At 41.3% G+C, this 18,108-nt stretch carries 17 protein-coding genes and 1 tRNA gene; 10 read left to right on the top strand and 8 right to left on the bottom strand.

The window, feature by feature from the left end; all coding sequences use genetic code 11:
* The first annotated feature begins 147 nt into the window (after positions 1-147).
* Complete coding sequence (locus FD725_RS26470; RefSeq protein ID WP_179050889.1) at positions 148-792, top strand: heterocyst differentiation related protein; 645 nt, start codon at positions 148-150, stop codon at positions 790-792.
* Between the two features lie 92 nt (positions 793-884).
* On the opposite strand, the gene FD725_RS26475 is transcribed toward FD725_RS26470, so the two are convergent.
* Positions 885-2,807, bottom strand: coding sequence for a serine/threonine protein kinase (locus FD725_RS26475; protein ID WP_179051711.1), 1,923 nt, complete (start codon positions 2,805-2,807; stop codon positions 885-887).
* Positions 2,808-2,975: 168 nt separating this feature from the next.
* Here FD725_RS26475 and FD725_RS26480 point away from each other — a divergent pair, with 168 nt between their 5' ends.
* The 9 genes from FD725_RS26480 to FD725_RS26520 all read left to right on the top strand — a co-directional run bounded on the left by FD725_RS26480 (position 2,976) and on the right by FD725_RS26520 (position 9,298).
* Positions 2,976-3,470, top strand: a complete 495-nt coding sequence (locus tag FD725_RS26480; RefSeq protein WP_179050890.1) for a hypothetical protein — start codon at positions 2,976-2,978, stop codon at positions 3,468-3,470.
* Positions 3,471-3,677: 207 nt separating this feature from the next.
* A complete protein-coding gene (gene mutS, locus FD725_RS26485; protein ID WP_179050891.1) occupies positions 3,678-6,299 on the top strand; it encodes a DNA mismatch repair protein MutS in 2,622 nt (873 codons plus the stop codon).
* A complete protein-coding gene (locus FD725_RS26490) occupies positions 6,286-6,525 on the top strand; it encodes a hypothetical protein (protein WP_179050892.1) in 240 nt (79 codons plus the stop codon). Before mutS ends, FD725_RS26490 begins: the two co-directional genes overlap by 14 nt.
* 70 nt (positions 6,526-6,595) lie before the next feature.
* The gene (locus tag FD725_RS26495; RefSeq protein WP_179050893.1) at positions 6,596-6,805 is read left to right on the top strand and encodes a hypothetical protein; all 210 of its coding nucleotides are present in this window, start codon (positions 6,596-6,598) and stop codon (positions 6,803-6,805) included.
* Positions 6,802-7,068, top strand: a complete 267-nt coding sequence (locus FD725_RS26500) for a type II toxin-antitoxin system RelE/ParE family toxin (protein ID WP_179050894.1) — start codon at positions 6,802-6,804, stop codon at positions 7,066-7,068. Before FD725_RS26495 ends, FD725_RS26500 begins: the two co-directional genes overlap by 4 nt.
* 123 nt (positions 7,069-7,191) lie before the next feature.
* Entirely contained in the window at positions 7,192-7,767 is a 576-nt protein-coding gene (locus FD725_RS26505) for a Uma2 family endonuclease (protein ID WP_179050895.1), read from the top strand.
* A gap of 103 nt (positions 7,768-7,870) precedes the next feature.
* Positions 7,871-8,452, top strand: coding sequence for a Uma2 family endonuclease (locus FD725_RS26510; protein ID WP_179050896.1), 582 nt, complete (start codon positions 7,871-7,873; stop codon positions 8,450-8,452).
* 174 nt (positions 8,453-8,626) lie between these two features.
* The gene (locus tag FD725_RS26515; RefSeq protein WP_179050897.1) at positions 8,627-8,953 is read left to right on the top strand and encodes a DUF433 domain-containing protein; all 327 of its coding nucleotides are present in this window, start codon (positions 8,627-8,629) and stop codon (positions 8,951-8,953) included.
* 3 nt (positions 8,954-8,956) lie between these two features.
* A complete protein-coding gene (locus tag FD725_RS26520) occupies positions 8,957-9,298 on the top strand; it encodes a DUF5615 family PIN-like protein (RefSeq protein ID WP_179050898.1) in 342 nt (113 codons plus the stop codon).
* Positions 9,299-9,472: 174 nt separating this feature from the next.
* Here FD725_RS26520 and ftsH2 read toward each other — a convergent pair whose 3' ends face one another.
* The 7 genes from ftsH2 to FD725_RS26555 all read right to left on the bottom strand — a co-directional run bounded on the left by ftsH2 (position 9,473) and on the right by FD725_RS26555 (position 17,875).
* Positions 9,473-11,359 carry an ATP-dependent zinc metalloprotease FtsH2 gene (ftsH2, locus tag FD725_RS26525; RefSeq protein WP_179050899.1) on the bottom strand — a complete coding sequence of 629 codons (1,887 nt, stop codon included), beginning with the start codon at positions 11,357-11,359 and terminating at the stop codon, positions 9,473-9,475.
* A 298-nt stretch (positions 11,360-11,657) separates the two neighbouring features.
* Positions 11,658-12,152 (bottom strand): hypothetical protein, encoded by a 495-nt coding sequence (locus FD725_RS26530; protein WP_179050900.1) that lies wholly within the window; start codon positions 12,150-12,152, stop codon positions 11,658-11,660.
* 215 nt (positions 12,153-12,367) lie between these two features.
* Complete coding sequence (gene gltX / locus FD725_RS26535; protein WP_179050901.1) at positions 12,368-13,807, bottom strand: glutamate--tRNA ligase; 1,440 nt, start codon at positions 13,805-13,807, stop codon at positions 12,368-12,370.
* A 161-nt stretch (positions 13,808-13,968) separates the two neighbouring features.
* Positions 13,969-14,042 (bottom strand) — tRNA-Asp (locus FD725_RS26540).
* A 36-nt stretch (positions 14,043-14,078) separates the two neighbouring features.
* Complete coding sequence (locus FD725_RS26545; RefSeq protein ID WP_179050902.1) at positions 14,079-14,633, bottom strand: hypothetical protein; 555 nt, start codon at positions 14,631-14,633, stop codon at positions 14,079-14,081.
* Positions 14,634-14,691: 58 nt separating this feature from the next.
* Complete coding sequence (locus tag FD725_RS26550) at positions 14,692-16,224, bottom strand: serine/threonine-protein kinase (RefSeq protein ID WP_179050903.1); 1,533 nt, start codon at positions 16,222-16,224, stop codon at positions 14,692-14,694.
* A 46-nt stretch (positions 16,225-16,270) separates the two neighbouring features.
* Positions 16,271-17,875, bottom strand: coding sequence for a serine/threonine-protein kinase (locus FD725_RS26555; protein WP_179050904.1), 1,605 nt, complete (start codon positions 17,873-17,875; stop codon positions 16,271-16,273).
* Positions 17,876-18,108: the final 233 nt, after the last annotated feature.

The following is an 18,108-nucleotide window of genomic DNA, read 5'->3' on the forward strand; positions in this document are numbered from 1 at the left end:
CATCAGATACTCAAAGGTAAAAAACATCGCTGACACAGCAACTGGAAATTTGGGTATTATATGAGTTAAGTAGGCTAAAAACTATGAGTGTGAGAGTGAGTCAGTCAAAAGTTATGATAAATACATCGCAGGTAAGGGGTGAGAGCGATGAGTGAAAGTATGGCGTTTATCGGCGGTGTTGCCGTAGCTGGACTGGCGGCTCTCCTGTTACTCAAAGGCACAAGTGCTTCCCTACAGCCTAATTTTGCTGTTAACCCACAAATCCCAGCAACTGTAGTCCCGCCTCAAGGGATGCAGCCTTATCAATATCCACCTTACGGGCAAACCCAGTACCAGAATCCATCACCAGCTTCTCCTAACCCAGAGCAACGTGTGGAATTAGATCGGCTGAAAATGGATTTTGAGCGCTTAAAAAGTGATAACGAACAACTGAGAGCGCAAAATCAACAACTCCAGTTCCAGTGGCAAAATTATAATAATCAACAGCTACAGTTAGCTCAACAACAAAATACTCAAAGAGCCGCAGCTACCTTGTCACCACAAAATTCTTGGTGGTCTTCCCCTATCGTTTGGGCAGCCGGTGGTGCGACTCTGACTATTGGTGGTGGTATTGTTGTAGCTGGCGTACTGTCTTTGTTTACACCGCGTCAACGTGGTACTCGTACAGTCCAAGTCATTCACCCATACCAAGGCCCTACACCACCTTTAGTTCCCGTACGCCGGGCTGAATTTCTCCCCCCTGGCATGGAAACAAGGCGTGTTGAAGCCCACGAATACGACGAAATGCGATAGCTTTTCTTAACTCTGTGTCTTTGTGCCTCTGTGGTAATAGCTAATTTAACCACAAAGACACAGAAGTGCGTTTTGCCAGAATCACCTTAACCTTAATATCCCCCCTGGGGAAGTTCTTGAGAATTATGAGTTTCTGGAGTTACTGGTTCTTGAGTCTCATGTACTTCTTCTTGGGAAGTATTTGACTCTCCTTGATTTTCTGTCTTGGGGGGTAATTGTTTTTTGCTGGCATTTTCAGCTGCTTGTTTGAACAGTGGTTCTAACTTATCTTGCCAGTATTGAATGTTAGGTAACTTTTCGGGATGGTTTTTGTAGTCTAAGACTTTATCCCATTGACCATTATCTATGGCTTGGTTGATGTCGTTAAAAAGGGCATCAGCTTTAGACCAATCTTGTTGCCACTGATTGATAATTGCGGCTGTCTCTTTGAAGCCGGCGGAAGCATTAGCTGGGATAGATTTTAGCATGGCGATCGCTCCCAACAAATCCCCTGATTCATATTTCTTTCTAGCTTGTTCAATAATCTTGGTGCTATCTTCTGGGGTTGTAGTTGGTTGTGTCTGAGGAGAACTAGTATCTAAGACCTCTTCTGGTGCTGTATTTTCGATAATCTCAGACCGTGGTTGAGGTTGGGGTACGGGTCTATGGGTAATGAGGGTACTATCATTGACGGTTTTAATGGCGATCCCTTTTTCTTGCAAGCAAGATACCCATTGGGCTTGATTGAGAATCACATCGGAGTGCGCCCAAGCTAAACGACCAGAGTTAAGTTTTATTTCTACCCAACCTCGTTTTGTTTGTTTACCTGTGACCGGAAAGTTAGTATTTTCGTTGACTGTCTGCAATACAGTATCAGTATTAATGGAACTAGGTTCAGAACGAATATTAGAATTACCACCTACCACAGCCAGACATTTATCGCCAGCATTCTGACCGAAAAAGTTGGCTGCCAAATTTTTCATATTAGGATAGACATTGGCTACCAAAACTGCCGTCCCACCTGCTAACACAAGTCCAATGATTAATGGTAATGGGTCAGATTTATGAGAGTCTTGAGGTGCTGATGGAGGTACAACTGGTTTGGCTGGGGCAACTGCCAGAGTTTGCTGGCGAGACTTGGGTGCTAGAGTGGGTGGGTAGTCGGGGCTATTGAGAGATTTTTGAGATGTGGATGAGACAGCTACAGATACAGGATTCAGGGCGTTTTGACAAGCTTGTAGGGCTTCTTTGGCGGTTTGGTAGCGGTCTTTGAAATGGTAACGCACCATCTTGTTTAAGATAGATGCTAGGCGATCGCTAACATTAACTAAATGCTCCCAGAGAATTTCCCCTGTATTGGGGTCTTCTGGTAACTCGATGGCTGGTATCCCAGTCAACCCTTGAATAGCAATCATGCCCAAAGCATATATATCACTATTGGGACGAGGTTTACCATGACCTTGTTCTGTGGGCATATAGCCGGGAGTACCGATAGCGACTGTGGCGGTGGCTTGTCCTTCTGCTGTGACTATTGGTGTCCGCAATTGTTTAACTGCACCAAAATCCACTAAAACTAATCTATGGTCTGTAGCACGACGGATGATATTGTCTGGCTTAATGTCGCGGTGAATTACACCTTGATTGTGGACAAAATCTAGAATCCCCAAGACTTCTTGTAGCAGGTGAAAAACTTGGCTTTCACTCCAACGATTACCAGGAATGAGTTCTTCTGTCAGAGTATGTCCGTCAATAAACTCTTGTACTAGATAAAATTCTTGATTTTCATCAAAATAAGCCAGTAGTCTGGGGATTTGGTCATGATGACCCAGTTTTTCTAAAGTTTCGGCTTCATTATGGAACAGGCGTTTGGCTGTCTCAAAAACTCTGGGGTCAGAATTGGCAGGTTGGAGATGCTTGACGACACAAATGGGATTACCTGGCCGCCGTGTATCTTCGGCAATGTAGGTTTGTCCGAATCCTCCCGTAGCCAGGACTCTGATTACTTTGTATCGATAGTCGAGTAACTTGCCAATCATATTTCCCTCCCCAGAGTTATTACCTAGATTTTGCCGATGGTAATAAATATCTCCAATTTTTTTTACATGAAATCCGCTATCTTGATAAAAGATTTGGACTAAACACGCAATTTCCTTAATAAACACAGACTGTCAATTTTTCTTTTAGTGCCTTTATCTTGACTACCAATGCCACCTAGAATCGCCAACCCTGCTACATGGCAGCAAGCTGAACTCCTCATGCAGCCTGCTTTTATTCGTGTGATTGATAACATTCGCAAGCAGTTAGATGAGTCTCCTTGGAAAGGAACCTACCAAGATGTACTGATTTGGCCGCCTAGCACCACTGATGAGACAAAAGCTTTGGTAACTCAGCTATTGCAAGATATGGAATCTGCTATTCCAGAACAGGCAGATGAAATTAGAGCCACCTTAGCTCGTTTACCAATGCCCCATCCAGGATATCATCTGTGTTTGCAACGTCAAGACCAAAATGTCAGTATTGATTTGTGGGAATTATGCTATCAAGTATGTTTTGCTAATTACAGCCCTGAGAGTGAAGTTGTTGATGTTGATACGAGTTTAATTGATGAAGTCGGTGAGGTAGATTGGCAGCGTTTGGAAGATAAGACCAAGGAATTAGTTGAGCAGGTGTTTGTTAGTTTACCAAGCGATAGGCAATAGTTTGAAGAAGAATTCAGGAGTCAGAATACCCTACGGGATCTTGCTACATCTGCTAGTCGTAGAGAATTCATGCTGAATTCTGACTCCTGACTCCTGGATTCTGTTCGATAAAAACATAAAAAAATCTTGAGCGATCGCTATTCCCGAAGACATCACGCTATCATCGAGTATTGTGGCTTTTGTGTGCGTAAATCTCAGCATCTATCTATGACCGCTTCTGACTCTGATATTCAGCCAACGGAAACTCATACTCCTCCTGCGCCTCAGACCGACACACGAGTGGTAGACCGCAGTAAGCTGAGTAAAATGTACCAGCATTATGTGGAGGTGAAAGATCAGCATCCTCATGCACTGTTGCTGTATCGGGTAGGAGATTTTTTTGAGACGTTTTTTCAAGATGCGGTGACTGTCGCTAGAGAATTAGAATTAGTCCTGACTAGTAAGCATGGTGGTGAAGTCGGCCGGGTAGCCATGACTGGTGTGCCTCATCATGCTTGGGAACGCTACACTACTCAACTGGTGGAAAAAGGCTACGCTGTGGTAATTTGTGACCAAGTAGAAGACTCTTCTGAAGCGGTGGGTTTGGTACGGCGGGAGGTGACACGGATTCTCACCCCTGGTACTTTGTTGGAAGAAGGAATGCTCAGTTCCAAACGCAATAATTACCTGGCGGCTGTGGTAATTGCCGGGAATCATTGGGGTTTAGCTTATGCAGATATCTCCACTGGGGAATTTCTAACGACGCAAGATAGTGATTTAGAACGGTTGACTCAAGAATTAATGCGGTTGCAACCTTCGGAAGTACTGGTTCCCACCAATGCACCGGATTTGAGGAGTTTATTGCGTCCGGGTGAGACTTCGCCACATTTACCTGAATGTTTACCACCATCATTTTGCTATAGTTTGCGATCGCAAGTCCCCTTTTCCCAAGGCGAGGCTAGAGCTACATTATTGCAGAAATTTAAGGTGCGATCGCTCGAAGGTTTAGGTTGTGATCATCTGCCTTTAGCTGTGCGGGCGGCTGGTGGGTTGTGGGAATATGTCGCAGATACCCAAAAGGAAAATCCAGTTTGTTTGCAAAGACTCCGCACCTATACCATCACCGACTACCTGATTGTTGACAATCAAACCCGGCGTAACCTAGAAATTACGCAAACAGTCCGGGATGGCACTTTTCACGGTTCCCTACTCTGGGCATTAGATAAAACTAGTACGGCAATGGGTAGCCGGGCTTTACGACGCTGGTTATTGCAACCATTACTAGATATTAAAGGGATTAAGTCTAGACAAGACACCATCCAAGAATTAGTAGAAAATACCCCCCTGCGGCAAGATTTACGGCAATTACTCCGACAAATCTACGATTTAGAAAGACTCACAGGCAGAACTGGTTCGGGGACTGCTAATGCTAGAGATTTAGTGGCTTTAGCTGACTCTCTCTCTCGTCTACCAGAATTAGCCCAGTTAGTCGCTGATGCTAATTCCCCTTTCCTCAAGGCTTTGCAAAAAGTACCGCCAATTTTAGAAGAATTGGCACAACAAATCCACACCTACATTGTCGAAGCACCACCCATCCATCTCAAAGAAGGGGGCTTGATTCGTCCTGGTGTCAATCCTCTATTAGATGAGAGAAAAGCCACGGTAGAAGCAGACCACCAATGGATTGCTAATTTAGAAGTAGAAGAAAGAGCAAAAACAGGTATTCCCACGCTAAAAGTGGGATTTAATGAAACCTTTGGTTATTATATCAGCATTTCTCGTACCAAAGCCGACCAAGTACCTGCTAATTACATCCGCAAACAAACCCTGAAAAATGAGGAACGTTACATCACCCCAGAACTGAAGGAACGAGAAGCGCGGATTCTCACAGCACGGGATGATTTACATAAGCTGGAATACGAAATTTTTGTCAAGCTGCGAGAAGAAATAGGTGAACAAGCAGAAGCCATTCGCACCCTTTCCCGTGCTGTCGCCGCCGCCGATGTCCTGTGTGGTTTGGCTGAGTTGGCAGTGCATCAAGGCTATTGTCGTCCACAAATGCTGACAGGGCGAGAGATAGAAATTATTGACGGTCGCCATCCTGTAGTGGAAAAATCTTTACCAGCTGGCTTTTTTGTGCCAAATTCCACACAATTAGGTCAAGAGTCAACTATCAATGGTCAATTGTCAATAGTTAAGAATCCCGACTTGATTATTCTCACAGGCCCTAATGCTAGTGGTAAAAGCTGTTACCTGCGTCAAGTCGGGTTAATTCAGTTAATGGCACAAATTGGTAGTTTTGTGCCGGCTAAATCTGCTAGGTTGGGAGTATGCGATCGCATTTTCACTCGTGTCGGTGCTGTTGATGATTTAGCTACAGGTCAATCTACCTTCATGGTGGAAATGAATGAAACAGCCAATATTCTCAATCATGCCACATCTAGATCCCTAGTTTTGTTAGATGAAATTGGTCGAGGGACGGCTACCTTTGACGGACTTTCGATTGCTTGGGCAGTGGCAGAATACATCGCTACCGACATTCGTTCCCGGACAATTTTTGCTACTCACTATCACGAATTAAACGAACTGGCAGGAATGTTACCTAACGTAGCTAACTATCAAGTGACGGTGAAAGAATTACCCGATAAAATTATCTTTCTCCACCAAGTTCAACCAGGAGGCGCAGATAAATCCTACGGTATTGAAGCAGGTAGATTAGCAGGTTTACCATCTGTCGTGATTCAACGCGCCAAACAAGTCATGGGGCAAATTGAGAAACATAGTAAGATTGCGATCGGTTTGCGTGCAGGTCTGCAAGTTGAAGATGGGAGTAATCATGAAAGCATTTAAAGTCATGGCAACGATTAACGAAGAGGGACAACTAACTTTAGATCATCCGCTTTTAACTGATAAAAATAGCCGAGTAGAAGTCATTGTGCTAATCCCTGAAGAACAAGTTCTGGATGATCAATCTCAAGCAGAAGTTTTAGCAGATTTCCGCCAAGCTTGGCATGAAGCCATGACTGGGCAAACTATCCCGGTGGCTCGACTTTGGGAAGGTCTTGAAGATGGTTGATCTGCCTTTTATTCAAGTTGAAGCTATTGGTATTAATTTATCAAATTTAACTTAATTTAATGGAGGCATAATGTCTGAAATTACTTTAAACTCAGAACAACTTAAAGAAATCTTGAAAAGCGCGATCATTGAATTGATTCGTGATAACCGTGAGGAAGTCTCGGAATTTTTGGCAGAAATTCTTGAAGACATTGCAATGGAACGTGCGATCGCAGAAGGTGAAACAACTGAACTGGTTAACCGCGACTCCATCTTTCAATTGTTGGAGCCAAAATCGTGAAAGTTGAGTTCAGAAAAAGCTTTGAAAAAGACCTTGCTAAGATTCAAGATGAAGACTTGCTTCTGAGAATTAAAACTGTCATAGAACAAGTGGAAACTGCTGAAAGTCTCTTGGAAATCAGCAATATCAAAAAACTTAAAGCAGATGGAAATTACTACCGTATCCGAGTTGGTGACTATCGAATTGGCTTTGCTGAAGACGAAAATATGATTACCTTTGTTCGTGTATTGCATGGCAAGGAAATATATCGATATTTTCCATAGTGAATGAATAATACTAAAAATTGCTAAAACAGGAGTAGAACGGGCGAGAGAAACTGATGAAGCAACAGCAACGACTTGGATAAACCAACAACTTGAAGCCTTGGGGGTAAGACTAACGTGATTATGCAGGCTGAAGCAAAGAAAATCCATACAATCGAAGAGTATCTCGATTTCGAGGTAAATTCAGATATTCGGCATGAGTATATCAATGGAGAAATAATCCCTATGACTGGCGGCACTCCCGAACATAATGAAATTGCCAGTATTCTTAATGCCGCCTTAAGAGTCAGTTTGAAAGGTAAACCCTACAGTATTTTTGTAGCGGATCAACGGCTTTGGATTCCTGAACGCACGCTTTACACTTACCCAGATGTCATGGTTGTCCCCCGTCCACTCGAACGACAACAGGGACGAACTGATACGATTACTAACCCAGTGATGATCGCCGAAGTGCTTTCAAAATCAACCAAAAGCTACGATAGGGATGAAAAATTTTCAGCGTATCGTACCATTCCCACATTTCAAGAATATTTATTAATTGATCAATATACTGCTCATGTTGAGCAATACTCTAAAACAGACTCTCACAAATGGATCTTTACTGAATATGACGATCCAGAATCGTATATTTCACTCTCATCGATTCCCTTTGAAATTCGTTTAGCAGATATCTATGAAAGTGTTGAATTTAAGCCATAGTAGAAATTGCTAAAACAGGAGTAGAACAGGCGATAGAAACTGATGAAGCGACAGCCACAACTTGGATTAACCAGCAACTAAAAGACTTAGAGGTAAACCTGTCATGATTGCTCAACCTGAGACAAAGCACTATACCATTGATGAGTATTTAGAACTAGAAATCGCCTCAGAAACACGCAGCGAATATTGCAATGGAGAAATTGTCCCTATGACGGGTGGAACCCCAGACCATAATGATATTGCCAGCAACCTCGTGGCTATTCTCAAAGCAGCATTGCGGGGAAAGTCTTACCGTGTATTCATCCTGGATCAGCGACTCTGGATTCCCAATGCAAATCTCTATACTTACCCCGATGTAATGGTGCTGCCCAAACCCTTAGAACTTCAAACCGGACGCAAAGATACTGTGGTGAACCCTTGCTTTATCGCCGAGGTACTGTCTAAGTCTACCCAAAACTATGACCGAGGTGAGAAATTTGTTGCCTATCGGACAATTTCCACCTTCCAAGAATATTTGCTAATCGATCAATACCGCATACACGTTGAGCATCATGTTAAAACAGCAGCTCATCAGTGGCTATTTTCAGAATACGATGACCCAACTGTTACCCTTTCTTTGAGTACCTTTGAGTTGCAAATTCAAATTGCCGAACTTTACGAAAATATCGACTTTTCAAACGTTTGAGTGAAATTGCTAAAGCATGAGTAGAACAAGTGATTGAGACTGACGAAGCGATCACCACAACAGCTATCAAGATAAGGATTGATATTGGGTGATAGATAAGAATTTTATGCCAATTACCAATTACCTTACCAATTTAGTTAAAATCAAACCAAGCCCTGATAACAGTTATAATCTATGACTCTCAAAGAATTAAACAATCAGATTCTTTCACTATCCCCAACTGAAAAAGCCTCAGTTATTCAAAGCCTAACTCAAACAATCAATATTGGAGCTAAAGGCATCACTAAAACACCTGGTGTCTGTGGCGGGGAAGCTTGCATTGCCGGAACTCGCATAGCAGTTTGGCTGTTAGTTGAAGCCCGCCGTCTTGGTATTAGTGAAGCTGAACTTTTACAAGACTATTCTCACATTAATGCTGCTGATTTAGTTAATGCGTGGGCTTATGCAAATGGTCATCCAGAAGAAATCGAAGCAGCTATCCACGCCAATCAGGTATCCTAACTGATGGCACGTCTGTACGCAGATGAGCAGTTTCCCCGAAAAGTCAGTGAACTGCTGCGGACAATGGGACACGATGTTTTAACAGTCCAAGAAGCTGGCAATGCAAATCTGGGTATTCCTGATGACAAGGTGTTAGCTTGTGCAGTTAGTGATAATCGAGCTGTAATAACCCTCAATCGTCAAGATTTTATTCGACTACATAGAACGAATCCAGAACATTCAGGTATTATTGTCTGTACAAATGATACTGATAAGTCTCAAATGGCAACTCGAATTAATGAAGCGATCGCTAAAGAAGAACCTTTACTAGGTAAACTAATTCGCGTTGTACGGCCGGCAATTTGAAATTATTAATCTAAGTCAAGCATTATTTTATCTGTAGCCAATCAATCTTCAGAGAGCGATTTTCTGCATACAAGAATTAAAAATAATAATTCATGTTTACTCAATATAAAAATACAGAGTCAAAAAAAGGGATGACTTTCATCATCCCAGAAATTCGATTACAAGCTTAAAATTTTATAGTTGTGGTACGTACTGTTGCTTTTCAGGTACTTGAGTGTACTCAGCAACAATCTGACGGAACTCTTCACCGTCAATTGTTTCTTTTTCGATGAGTAAATCAACTATGCGATCTGTAACAGTGCGATTCTCACGAATCAGTCTCTTAGCTGTCTGGTGACATTCTTCCACAATTCCCCGGACTTGAGCATCGATTCGAGCCGCAATTGATTCGGAATAATCGGATCTGGTCATCCAGTCACGACCTAAGAATACTTCTCCTTGCTGACTTTCCAAGGAAAGAGGGCCTAAATCAGACATCCCGAATCTTGTCACCATCTGACGTGCCATCCCTGTGACTTGTTGTAAGTCTCCACCTGCACCAGTGGTAACTTCCGCCGCCCCAAAAATCACTTCTTCGGCTGCACGTCCACCCAAAGCGCCTGTAATTCTGGCTTTGAGTTGGGAACGGGAAATCAAACCTTGTTCTTCGTTGGGAGTAAACCAAGTCAAACCTTGTGCTTGTCCTCTAGGAATGAGAGTAACTTTCTGCACTGGGTCGTGGTCTTTTAATAGTGTACCAACTAAAGCGTGGCCAACTTCGTGGTAAGCAATTAAGCGCTTGCTCTTGCTATCTACCAGGGGTGTACCTTCCATACCAGCGACAACTCTATCAACCGCATCATCAATTTCACCGAGGGTGATAGCTTCTTTACGTCTTCTGGCAGTGAGAATAGCGGCTTCGTTGAGGAGGTTGGCTAAATCTGCACCGGTGAATCCTGGTGTGCGTCGAGCGATCGCTTCTAAGGATACACTAGGATCTAATTTCTTATTGCGAGAGTGGACTTGCAGAACTTCCAAGCGTCCCTTGATGTCTGGTGCATCAACCGTTACTTGTCTGTCAAAACGTCCGGGACGTAACAAGGCAGCGTCTAATACGTCAGGACGGTTGGTAGCAGCAATAATAATGATGCCTGTGTTACCTTCAAAACCATCCATCTCCGTAAGTAGTTGGTTTAAGGTTTGTTCTCTTTCATCGTTACCGCCGCCAATACCCGCACCCCGTTGTCTACCTACTGCGTCAATTTCATCAATAAAGATGATACAGGGAGCGTTATCTTTGGCTTTTTTAAACAAGTCGCGGACGCGGGATGCACCCACACCGACGAACATTTCCACAAATTCTGAACCAGAGATACTAAAAAATGGTACACCAGCTTCACCAGCGATCGCTTTTGCTAGTAAAGTTTTGCCAGTCCCCGGAGGCCCTACCAACAACACACCTTTAGGAATACGTGCGCCTACAGCCGTAAATCTTTCTGGCTGTTTGAGGAAAGTCACAACTTCTTGTAGTTCTTCTTTCGCTTCTTCTATCCCGGCTACATCGTCAAACTTCACCCCAGTTTTGGCTTCCATCTGGAAACGCGCTCTGGATTTACCAAAATTCATTGCTTGGCCAGGGCCACCGGGAAGATTATTAGAACGACGGAACAAAAAGAACAATCCAGTAATCAATATGATGGGGAACACTAAATTACCCAACAGTCCCCAAATAGCGCCATCATTCCGGACTGGATGAGCATCAAAGCTAACTTTTTGTTCTTTGAGTTTGCTAATTAACTCAGGAGCGTTAACTGGCAAGTCTACCCGCCAACGTTGGACACGATTTTCAATATCTTGATCAACCGCTTCTACAATCGCTGTTCTACCACCTTCATATAAATCGACGTTGGTCACACGACCAGCATCTAAGTATTCTAGAAAGCGACCATAGGTCATGCGAGTGTTTGCAGCATTTTTAGTCATGTCCGCAGGAGCGTTAGCAAACGTCCCTTGCCAGAAGAAAAAGCCAATCACTAAAGCTGGTAATGTCCAGAGTAGTACGACTCTCCAGGAGAATTTCATTTTAATTTGCCTTTTAGATGCCAATTTTACGATTAATCGTTGTTCAACGGATGTTTATAAATCCATTTTGTTTAATTTGATGTCAGATCGCACATCGCCATAAAGCTATGCAGCCTTACGTTAAATCTAAAGTGCTGATAAGAATCTTAATTAAATTTAACTTAATTCTAATACAACATGGCATTAATAGTGGGGAGTAATGAGTAATGAGTGCTGAGTGCTGAGTGCTGAGTGCTGAGTGGGGGAGTGAATAATTTGACCAATGACCAATGACCAATGACCAATGACTATTGACTATTTACTTAACTTCCGTAATCTGTAACGTATAAGGAAGATATTTACCTTTGTTGTAGGAACCAACCCAAATTTGGTAAGTTCCGGCTAGCCATTCTCCACCAATACCGGGATTTTTGCCGTCTAAATCGTCATTGCACCAAGTCCCGCCAGGGCCTTTAACTATGATGGTTGTGTCTTGAGGAGCTTGTACTTGTAGTTTTAAGTATTCAAATTTACTAGTAAGTTTGATGGTGTGGTCTGGTGTTTCATCCACAAAACCATTACAGGGGCCAGTAGGTGTTTCAATTCTGCCAGCAACTTGCTTTCCTTGGATGGAGCCGCCACTCATACCTCTGACTACCAAAGGATCTGGAGAAAATTTTTTGTTGATAGTCACATCTCCAAATATTGGTGGTGCTTCCTGAGCGTTGCCTCCGGTATGAAGTGACGAGATAACGCCAAGTGTAACTATTGTTAAAAATAAGCGGATACCTTTATTTAGAGATGTTTTCGACATTGTAATTACATAAGCGTCTCAGTGTTTGAGAAGACATGAATTTTACAGAAAAAGTTCCTTAAGTGAGAGAAATTGACTATTGCGTTGTGAGAGTATAGAGACTCATGGCTCTGTTATGTAGCGTTTCTCTCTGTGCCTTTGTGCCTTTGTGTTTAGATAAATTATTCTTACCACAGAGGCACAGAGACACAAAGTTAAGAGCTTAATTCTAGACCCTAAGCTGCTACTGCCTGATTTAAGCGTGGTTTGTCTAAACCAATCTGATTTAGGAGTAACCAGGATTGGATTAAGTCGGGGCCATGCACGTCTCCGGTGAGGGCGACTCTGAGCGATCGCATCACTAAACCTTTCTTAACATTCTCAGCTTTCACTACTTGTTTAATGATGTCTTGAGCAATAGCCTCTGTGAGTTGCGGTTGATTGTCCAAGGCAGTGATAATTGCTGCTAGGACGGTTTTAGCACCGTTTTGTTGTAATTGTTGGCTACCCTCTGCACTCAATTCCACTGTCTCGGTAAAAAACATCTGACTCATCTCGACAGCATCTGTTAACCGAGTCAAGCTGGCGCTAATTAAATTAACCAACTGTTCTAACCAAGCACGTTCTCTTCCGCCATTAAATGAATATCCGGCTGCTTCCCAATAGGGAATGAGTAAGTCAGTCAGTTTGTCAACTGGGGTGTTGTGGAGATATTGACTGTTCAACCAATCTAATTTTGCCCAGTCAAATTTTGCTCCAGCTTTATTGACTCGATCAAAAGTAAATTCTTTGGCTGCTGTTTCTAAGGTAAATATTTCTTGAGTCGAGTCTGGCGGTGACCAACCCAACAAGGTCATGTAATTAACTAAACCGGCTGATGTAAAACCCATTTGCTTGAAGTCAGAAATGGATGTTACTCCATCCCGTTTAGATAATTTGCGTCCTTCGGCGTTTAAAATTAGGGGAGTATGGGCAAATTCTGGAATTTTTGCCCCAAAGGCTTCATATAACAAAATTTGCTTGGCTGTATTGGCGATGTGATCTTCTCCTCGGATGACATGACTAATTTGCATATCTATGTCATCAATCACTACGACAAAGTTATATAACGGTTGACCACTACCCGATTCTGAGGCTCTAGCAATGACCATATCACCGCCTAAGTCGCTACCACGCCAGACCATTTTGTCACGTACTAGGTCATTCCAGACAATTTCTCGGTCATCGTCAATTTTAAACCGGATGACAAAAGTACGCCCTTGGGCTTGGAATTCTGCTTCTTGTGCTGGGGTGAGGTGACGGTGACGATTATCGTAACGGGGAGCTTCGCCTCTGGCTTTTTGGGCTTCTCTTAAGGCTTCTAGTTCTTCTGAGGTAGTGTAGCAGCGATAAGCTAAACCTTGATCTAAAAGTTGTTGTACTGCTTTTTGATAAAGTTCAAGGCGTTGGGATTGATAAAAAGGCCCTTCATCCCAATTTAGCCCTAACCAACGCAATCCCGTCATAATATTTTCTGTGTATTCGGGACGCGATCGCTCTAAATCTGTGTCCTCAATTCGCAAGATAAATTTACCGCCGTGATGACGAGCAAATAACCAGTTAAATACAGCCGTTCTGGCTGTACCAATGTGTAAATTTCCCGTTGGACTAGGAGCAATGCGGACTCTAACAGTCACAATAGTTCTCTCTTTTGTAAAGCATGAATAAATTTAGCTTAATCTTTAAGCCTGTAAGCTAGTATTTTGTTGATGAAGACAAACACCAAGCTTGTTGCTAATCCCTTGTACACTTTTCATATACTACTCAGGACTCAGCACTTGTAAACTACAACTTATAACGGGACTGACGGGGCTCGAACCCGCAACTTCCGCCGTGACAGGGCGGTGCTCTAACCAATTGAACTACAGTCCCTCAATTGGCAACTTGTCTATTATGGCGAATTTAAAACTATTTGTCAACCCAGTAAGGAAGTTTTTGAGAATTTTTTTCCCAATTCAATTTCTTGAGATGCTCAACTGATTTATCAGCAGGGATGGGACTGTACTGACTGGGGATGTTTACAGGCTTGGCATTTTGGAAATTTTGAGTTCCTTGATACCCAGATATGTTCGCCAGTTCAGGCAAGGATTGAACACCAGTGTAAAATTTACCGTTGATTTCCCAAGTAGGAAATCCGGTGATTTTTGCGGCTTGGCATACCTCCGGCTGGGCATTTTTACCTTGAGGCGCGCATTCAATACGGTTAATCAGACCAAATGCTGGCTGACCGAACAAGTATACTTGTTCATAACAATGGCTACACCAGTAAGCGCCGTAAAGTTTAGCTTTGGTTTGTTGCAAATGTTGGGCTAAGGCTATTTCTGCTGTTCCTGAAGTGCTTTCTACCGTAATTACCCCTGATTGATTATTGTTGCTAATTTCTTGTGCTGGAGCAGAAGCACCAAGGGTGAGTGAAATAAGAGATATTGTGAACCAGTAGTGTAATTTTATTTGAGCAAGCATAGTGATGCTAACTGCTGATTTTTATGAATTAGTTAAATATTTTAACTTAATTTCCTGATTAATGATTCAAACTAGCTGATGCTACAGCTTGGGGTGTAAATGCTATCTGCTTTAAGAGCTGCGGTTGGATTTGTTGGTATTGTTGCTTGAGCAGTTGTTTACTCAGATGAGATTGAGATGTTAGGGGTAGTTTTTGGCTCTGTTCTACCCAAATTTTTAATTTTTGTCGTTGGCTAGGTTCAATATCACTGCTGAGAATGGTACTACAGGAATGGGGTGATTCTAAAGTAAAGCAAATCAGAGGATAGCTTTCATTATCAGCTAGGGATGATACTAGCTGGATGTTGGCGGAATTCTGCATATCTAGGTAGCAAGGTAGCCATCTTGGTTTAAGTTGTGGCGTATATAGGAGTGTTACCCACAACAGCATGGGATGGGGTGAGGTGACAAAGATAAATTTGTGATAAATCTTAGCAGTTAAACGCTGCTGAATTTCTCTCTTAGGTAACATTAGCCAGAGTGCGGCTACGATTTTTTGTCTAGTATTTAGCAATTGAGGAAAGACAATTTCTTGTTTGGGTTTATCTACAGGCCAAGCCAGTTTCATTAAGTCTTTTTCTAAAGTTAAAAGCAACTGAGAATTGAAGATGATTTTTGGTGTTGCTATGGATTTTAAATTAGTTGGTAAGCTCGCACAGTTGTCATGTTCAATACTTTCTAGAACCTGCAAAATTTCTCCGACACTTTGCGGGCGATCGCTGGCTTTTTTTTCTAGACAAGCCATAATTAAATCGTTGAGTTGGTGAGGAATTTTTAGCTGGGGTTTAATTTGGGCGATCGTTCGTGGTTGTTCAAAATGATGTGCTTTATACCAAGCTCCAAACAAATCTGTTTCTGGTTGCCAAGGTTTAGCTCCTGTGAGCATCTCAAACATCATCACACCCAAGCTATATATATCAGAACAACTATCTAATTTTTCTCCTTCTAATTGCTCTGGTGAACAATATGGTAAAGTTCCATGAAACCCTTTATTTGTACTCACAGTAACTGCATAATTTAAAAATTTGGCAATACCAAAATCGAGAATTTTGACTAACTGTCCTAATATAGGATCAGGCACAACTAATATATTGGCTGGCTTAATATCTCGATGTACTAAAGGGTAAATTTTCCCATCAACTTGAATTCCTTGATGGGCGCATTGTAAGCCTAAACAAATCTGGCGTGTCAAATGTACAAACTGAAGTAGAGATAAGGGAATTAAATCTTTTAAACTTTTACCGTTAAGGTATTCCATGACGTAAAAAGGTTTACCCCTATCGCTAACACCATAATCATAAGCACGCACAATATGTAGGCTTTTTTGACTAAGTGCAGCACTCATCAAAGCTTCACGGGCAAAGTCTTTTTGAATGTTAGAATTAGAGACAGTTTGGGTAAGAAATTTAATAGCTACAGGTATCTCTCCTAACAACATATCAGTGGCTAAAAAAACCTCACCCATTCCACCTATACCAATCAACCGCTTAAGTTGATAACGATTGGCAAGTAATCCCGTACTATGTGAAGACGCAAATGCACTTTGATTCACTTTGACAACCTCTGGTATCAATGCTATCGACACAAAATATCAAAAATTATTTCTGGTTTTTAAATATTTGCAAAACCCTCTTGAGTAATCTAGAAAACCAATGCTTAATTTCTAAATTGTCTTGAGGTTTATTGATTGCTAAGTTTTGCATAATTTCTAGTTTAATTTTTTCATATTCTGCCTTCAGCATACTTTTAGCGTTGTCCGATGAAACTAACTCAGATGATAGAGTATTTTGTGGTATTCTCAGCCAGTCTGTAAGCTGCTGACGTTGTTTAGCGGTAAGAGTTAAAGTAATGACACTGGCACAGTTATTTGGTGCTTCTATCGCAAAAAATAGTAGATGATAGTATCCTGTTTGTGCCAAAACACGCAATATTTTTTGACCATTATTTTCTGTTAAATCTATAAAATAAGATAACCATCTAACGAGAGATATCTGGCTATCACATAGGACTGTTACCCACAATATCATCGGATAAACGTCAATTTTATGAATAAATTCAATACTGTGATTTTTGTCTAAAAATTTCACTATTTCCTGTTTTGGTAACATAGCCCAAAAAGTTGGTATGGTTCCTTGTGTAGTATGCAGAAGATGAGGAAAGCCAATTAGAGAAACAGGTTTATTTTTAGGCCATTTTTTCTGCAAACATTCTTTTTCTGTAATCGAAGTAACAGGTACTAGTTGGACTGTAGGCAAGCTTTCCCAAGAATTATTACGACTAACATGATGGTGCTGGATTTGTTTTTTAACTTGTTCTAAACTCTCGACAACTTGCTGAATATTTTGTGGGCGATCGCCTACTTCTTTAGCTAAACATTTCATCACTATCCCTTGTAATTCCGATGGTATTTTCAATTGCTCATTTACTTCTATAAATGTGGGTGGCATTTGAAAACGATGAGCCTGATACCAACTTCCAAAAGAATTACTTTCTGTTTGAAATGGATGTTTAGATGTTAACATTTCAAACATCAATACGCCTAAACTGTAAATATCAGATCGAACATCCAGTAATTTACGTCCCTCCATATGTTCAGGAGAACAATAAGGTAAACTACCGATAAACGAATCTGTGAGTGTCATACCACTACGTTCGGTTAAAAACTTAGCAATACCAAAATCGAGGATTTTCACAACCTCGCCTTTTTTAGCATCTTCGATAATAAATATATTTTCTGGTTTAATGTCTCTATGTACAATTGGATAAATCTCACCTTTGAGACTAATGCCTTGATGAGCGCACTCTAAACCTAAACAAATTTGATGACAAATATTTAAAAATTTTTCTATTGTTAATGGCTGATTTTTTAAAATCTGCTTTAAATTTTTCCCATGCAGATATTCCATAACATAAAATGGAGTTTTCTCATCTGTCACGCCATAACTCAATACACGAACAATATTTTTACTTTTGCGTCCTAATTGCGCGCCAATAAAAATTTCTCTAGCAAACCGTTGAGATATTTGTTGATTTACTAGATTTAGCATGAGAATTTTTAATGCGACTTGTTTACCCCCTTTAGCTGCATCTTCAGCCAGATAAACACGTCCCATTCCTCCTTTACCAATCAAATCTATGATTAAATAGCGATTGTTTAAAAATTTGCCGATATAAATATCTGGTTCTATTTTTGGGTTTACCATAACTGGTAACTTAATGCTATTAAATAGCTAGTTAATTTATTCAACACGTAATTTTATCTAAGATGAATTTTAGGATTTTATAGAGATAAACTTCAGCATTTACAAAAAAATATAAAATTCAGGTAATTTTCTGATCAAAGTTTTTGTAAAACACCTTAAATATTATGTAACATATTGAATATATAAAAGATATGAGAAAATTCACTTAATCCATAAATTAACTTAATTGAACT

This window comes from Nostoc sp. TCL26-01 (assembly GCF_013393945.1).
In the GTDB taxonomy this organism is placed as follows: domain Bacteria; phylum Cyanobacteriota; class Cyanobacteriia; order Cyanobacteriales; family Nostocaceae; genus Trichormus.

Excerpts from the sequence above, each read along its gene's own strand:
- FD725_RS26470 (WP_179050889.1), top strand. The coding sequence starts at position 148 with ATGAGTGAAAGTATGGCGTTTATCGGCGGTGTTGCCGTAGCTGGACTG.
- FD725_RS26475 (WP_179051711.1), bottom strand. The coding sequence starts at position 2,807 with ATGATTGGCAAGTTACTCGACTATCGATACAAAGTAATCAGAGTCCTG.
- FD725_RS26480 (WP_179050890.1), top strand. The coding sequence starts at position 2,976 with ATGCCACCTAGAATCGCCAACCCTGCTACATGGCAGCAAGCTGAACTC.
- mutS (WP_179050891.1), top strand. The coding sequence starts at position 3,678 with ATGACCGCTTCTGACTCTGATATTCAGCCAACGGAAACTCATACTCCT.
- FD725_RS26490 (WP_179050892.1), top strand. The coding sequence starts at position 6,286 with ATGAAAGCATTTAAAGTCATGGCAACGATTAACGAAGAGGGACAACTA.
- FD725_RS26495 (WP_179050893.1), top strand. The coding sequence starts at position 6,596 with ATGTCTGAAATTACTTTAAACTCAGAACAACTTAAAGAAATCTTGAAA.
- FD725_RS26505 (WP_179050895.1), top strand. The coding sequence starts at position 7,192 with ATGCAGGCTGAAGCAAAGAAAATCCATACAATCGAAGAGTATCTCGAT.
- FD725_RS26510 (WP_179050896.1), top strand. The coding sequence starts at position 7,871 with ATGATTGCTCAACCTGAGACAAAGCACTATACCATTGATGAGTATTTA.
- FD725_RS26515 (WP_179050897.1), top strand. The coding sequence starts at position 8,627 with ATGACTCTCAAAGAATTAAACAATCAGATTCTTTCACTATCCCCAACT.
- FD725_RS26520 (WP_179050898.1), top strand. The coding sequence starts at position 8,957 with ATGGCACGTCTGTACGCAGATGAGCAGTTTCCCCGAAAAGTCAGTGAA.
- ftsH2 (WP_179050899.1), bottom strand. The coding sequence starts at position 11,359 with ATGAAATTCTCCTGGAGAGTCGTACTACTCTGGACATTACCAGCTTTA.
- FD725_RS26530 (WP_179050900.1), bottom strand. The coding sequence starts at position 12,152 with ATGTCGAAAACATCTCTAAATAAAGGTATCCGCTTATTTTTAACAATA.
- FD725_RS26545 (WP_179050902.1), bottom strand. The coding sequence starts at position 14,633 with ATGCTTGCTCAAATAAAATTACACTACTGGTTCACAATATCTCTTATT.
- FD725_RS26555 (WP_179050904.1), bottom strand. The coding sequence starts at position 17,875 with ATGGTAAACCCAAAAATAGAACCAGATATTTATATCGGCAAATTTTTA.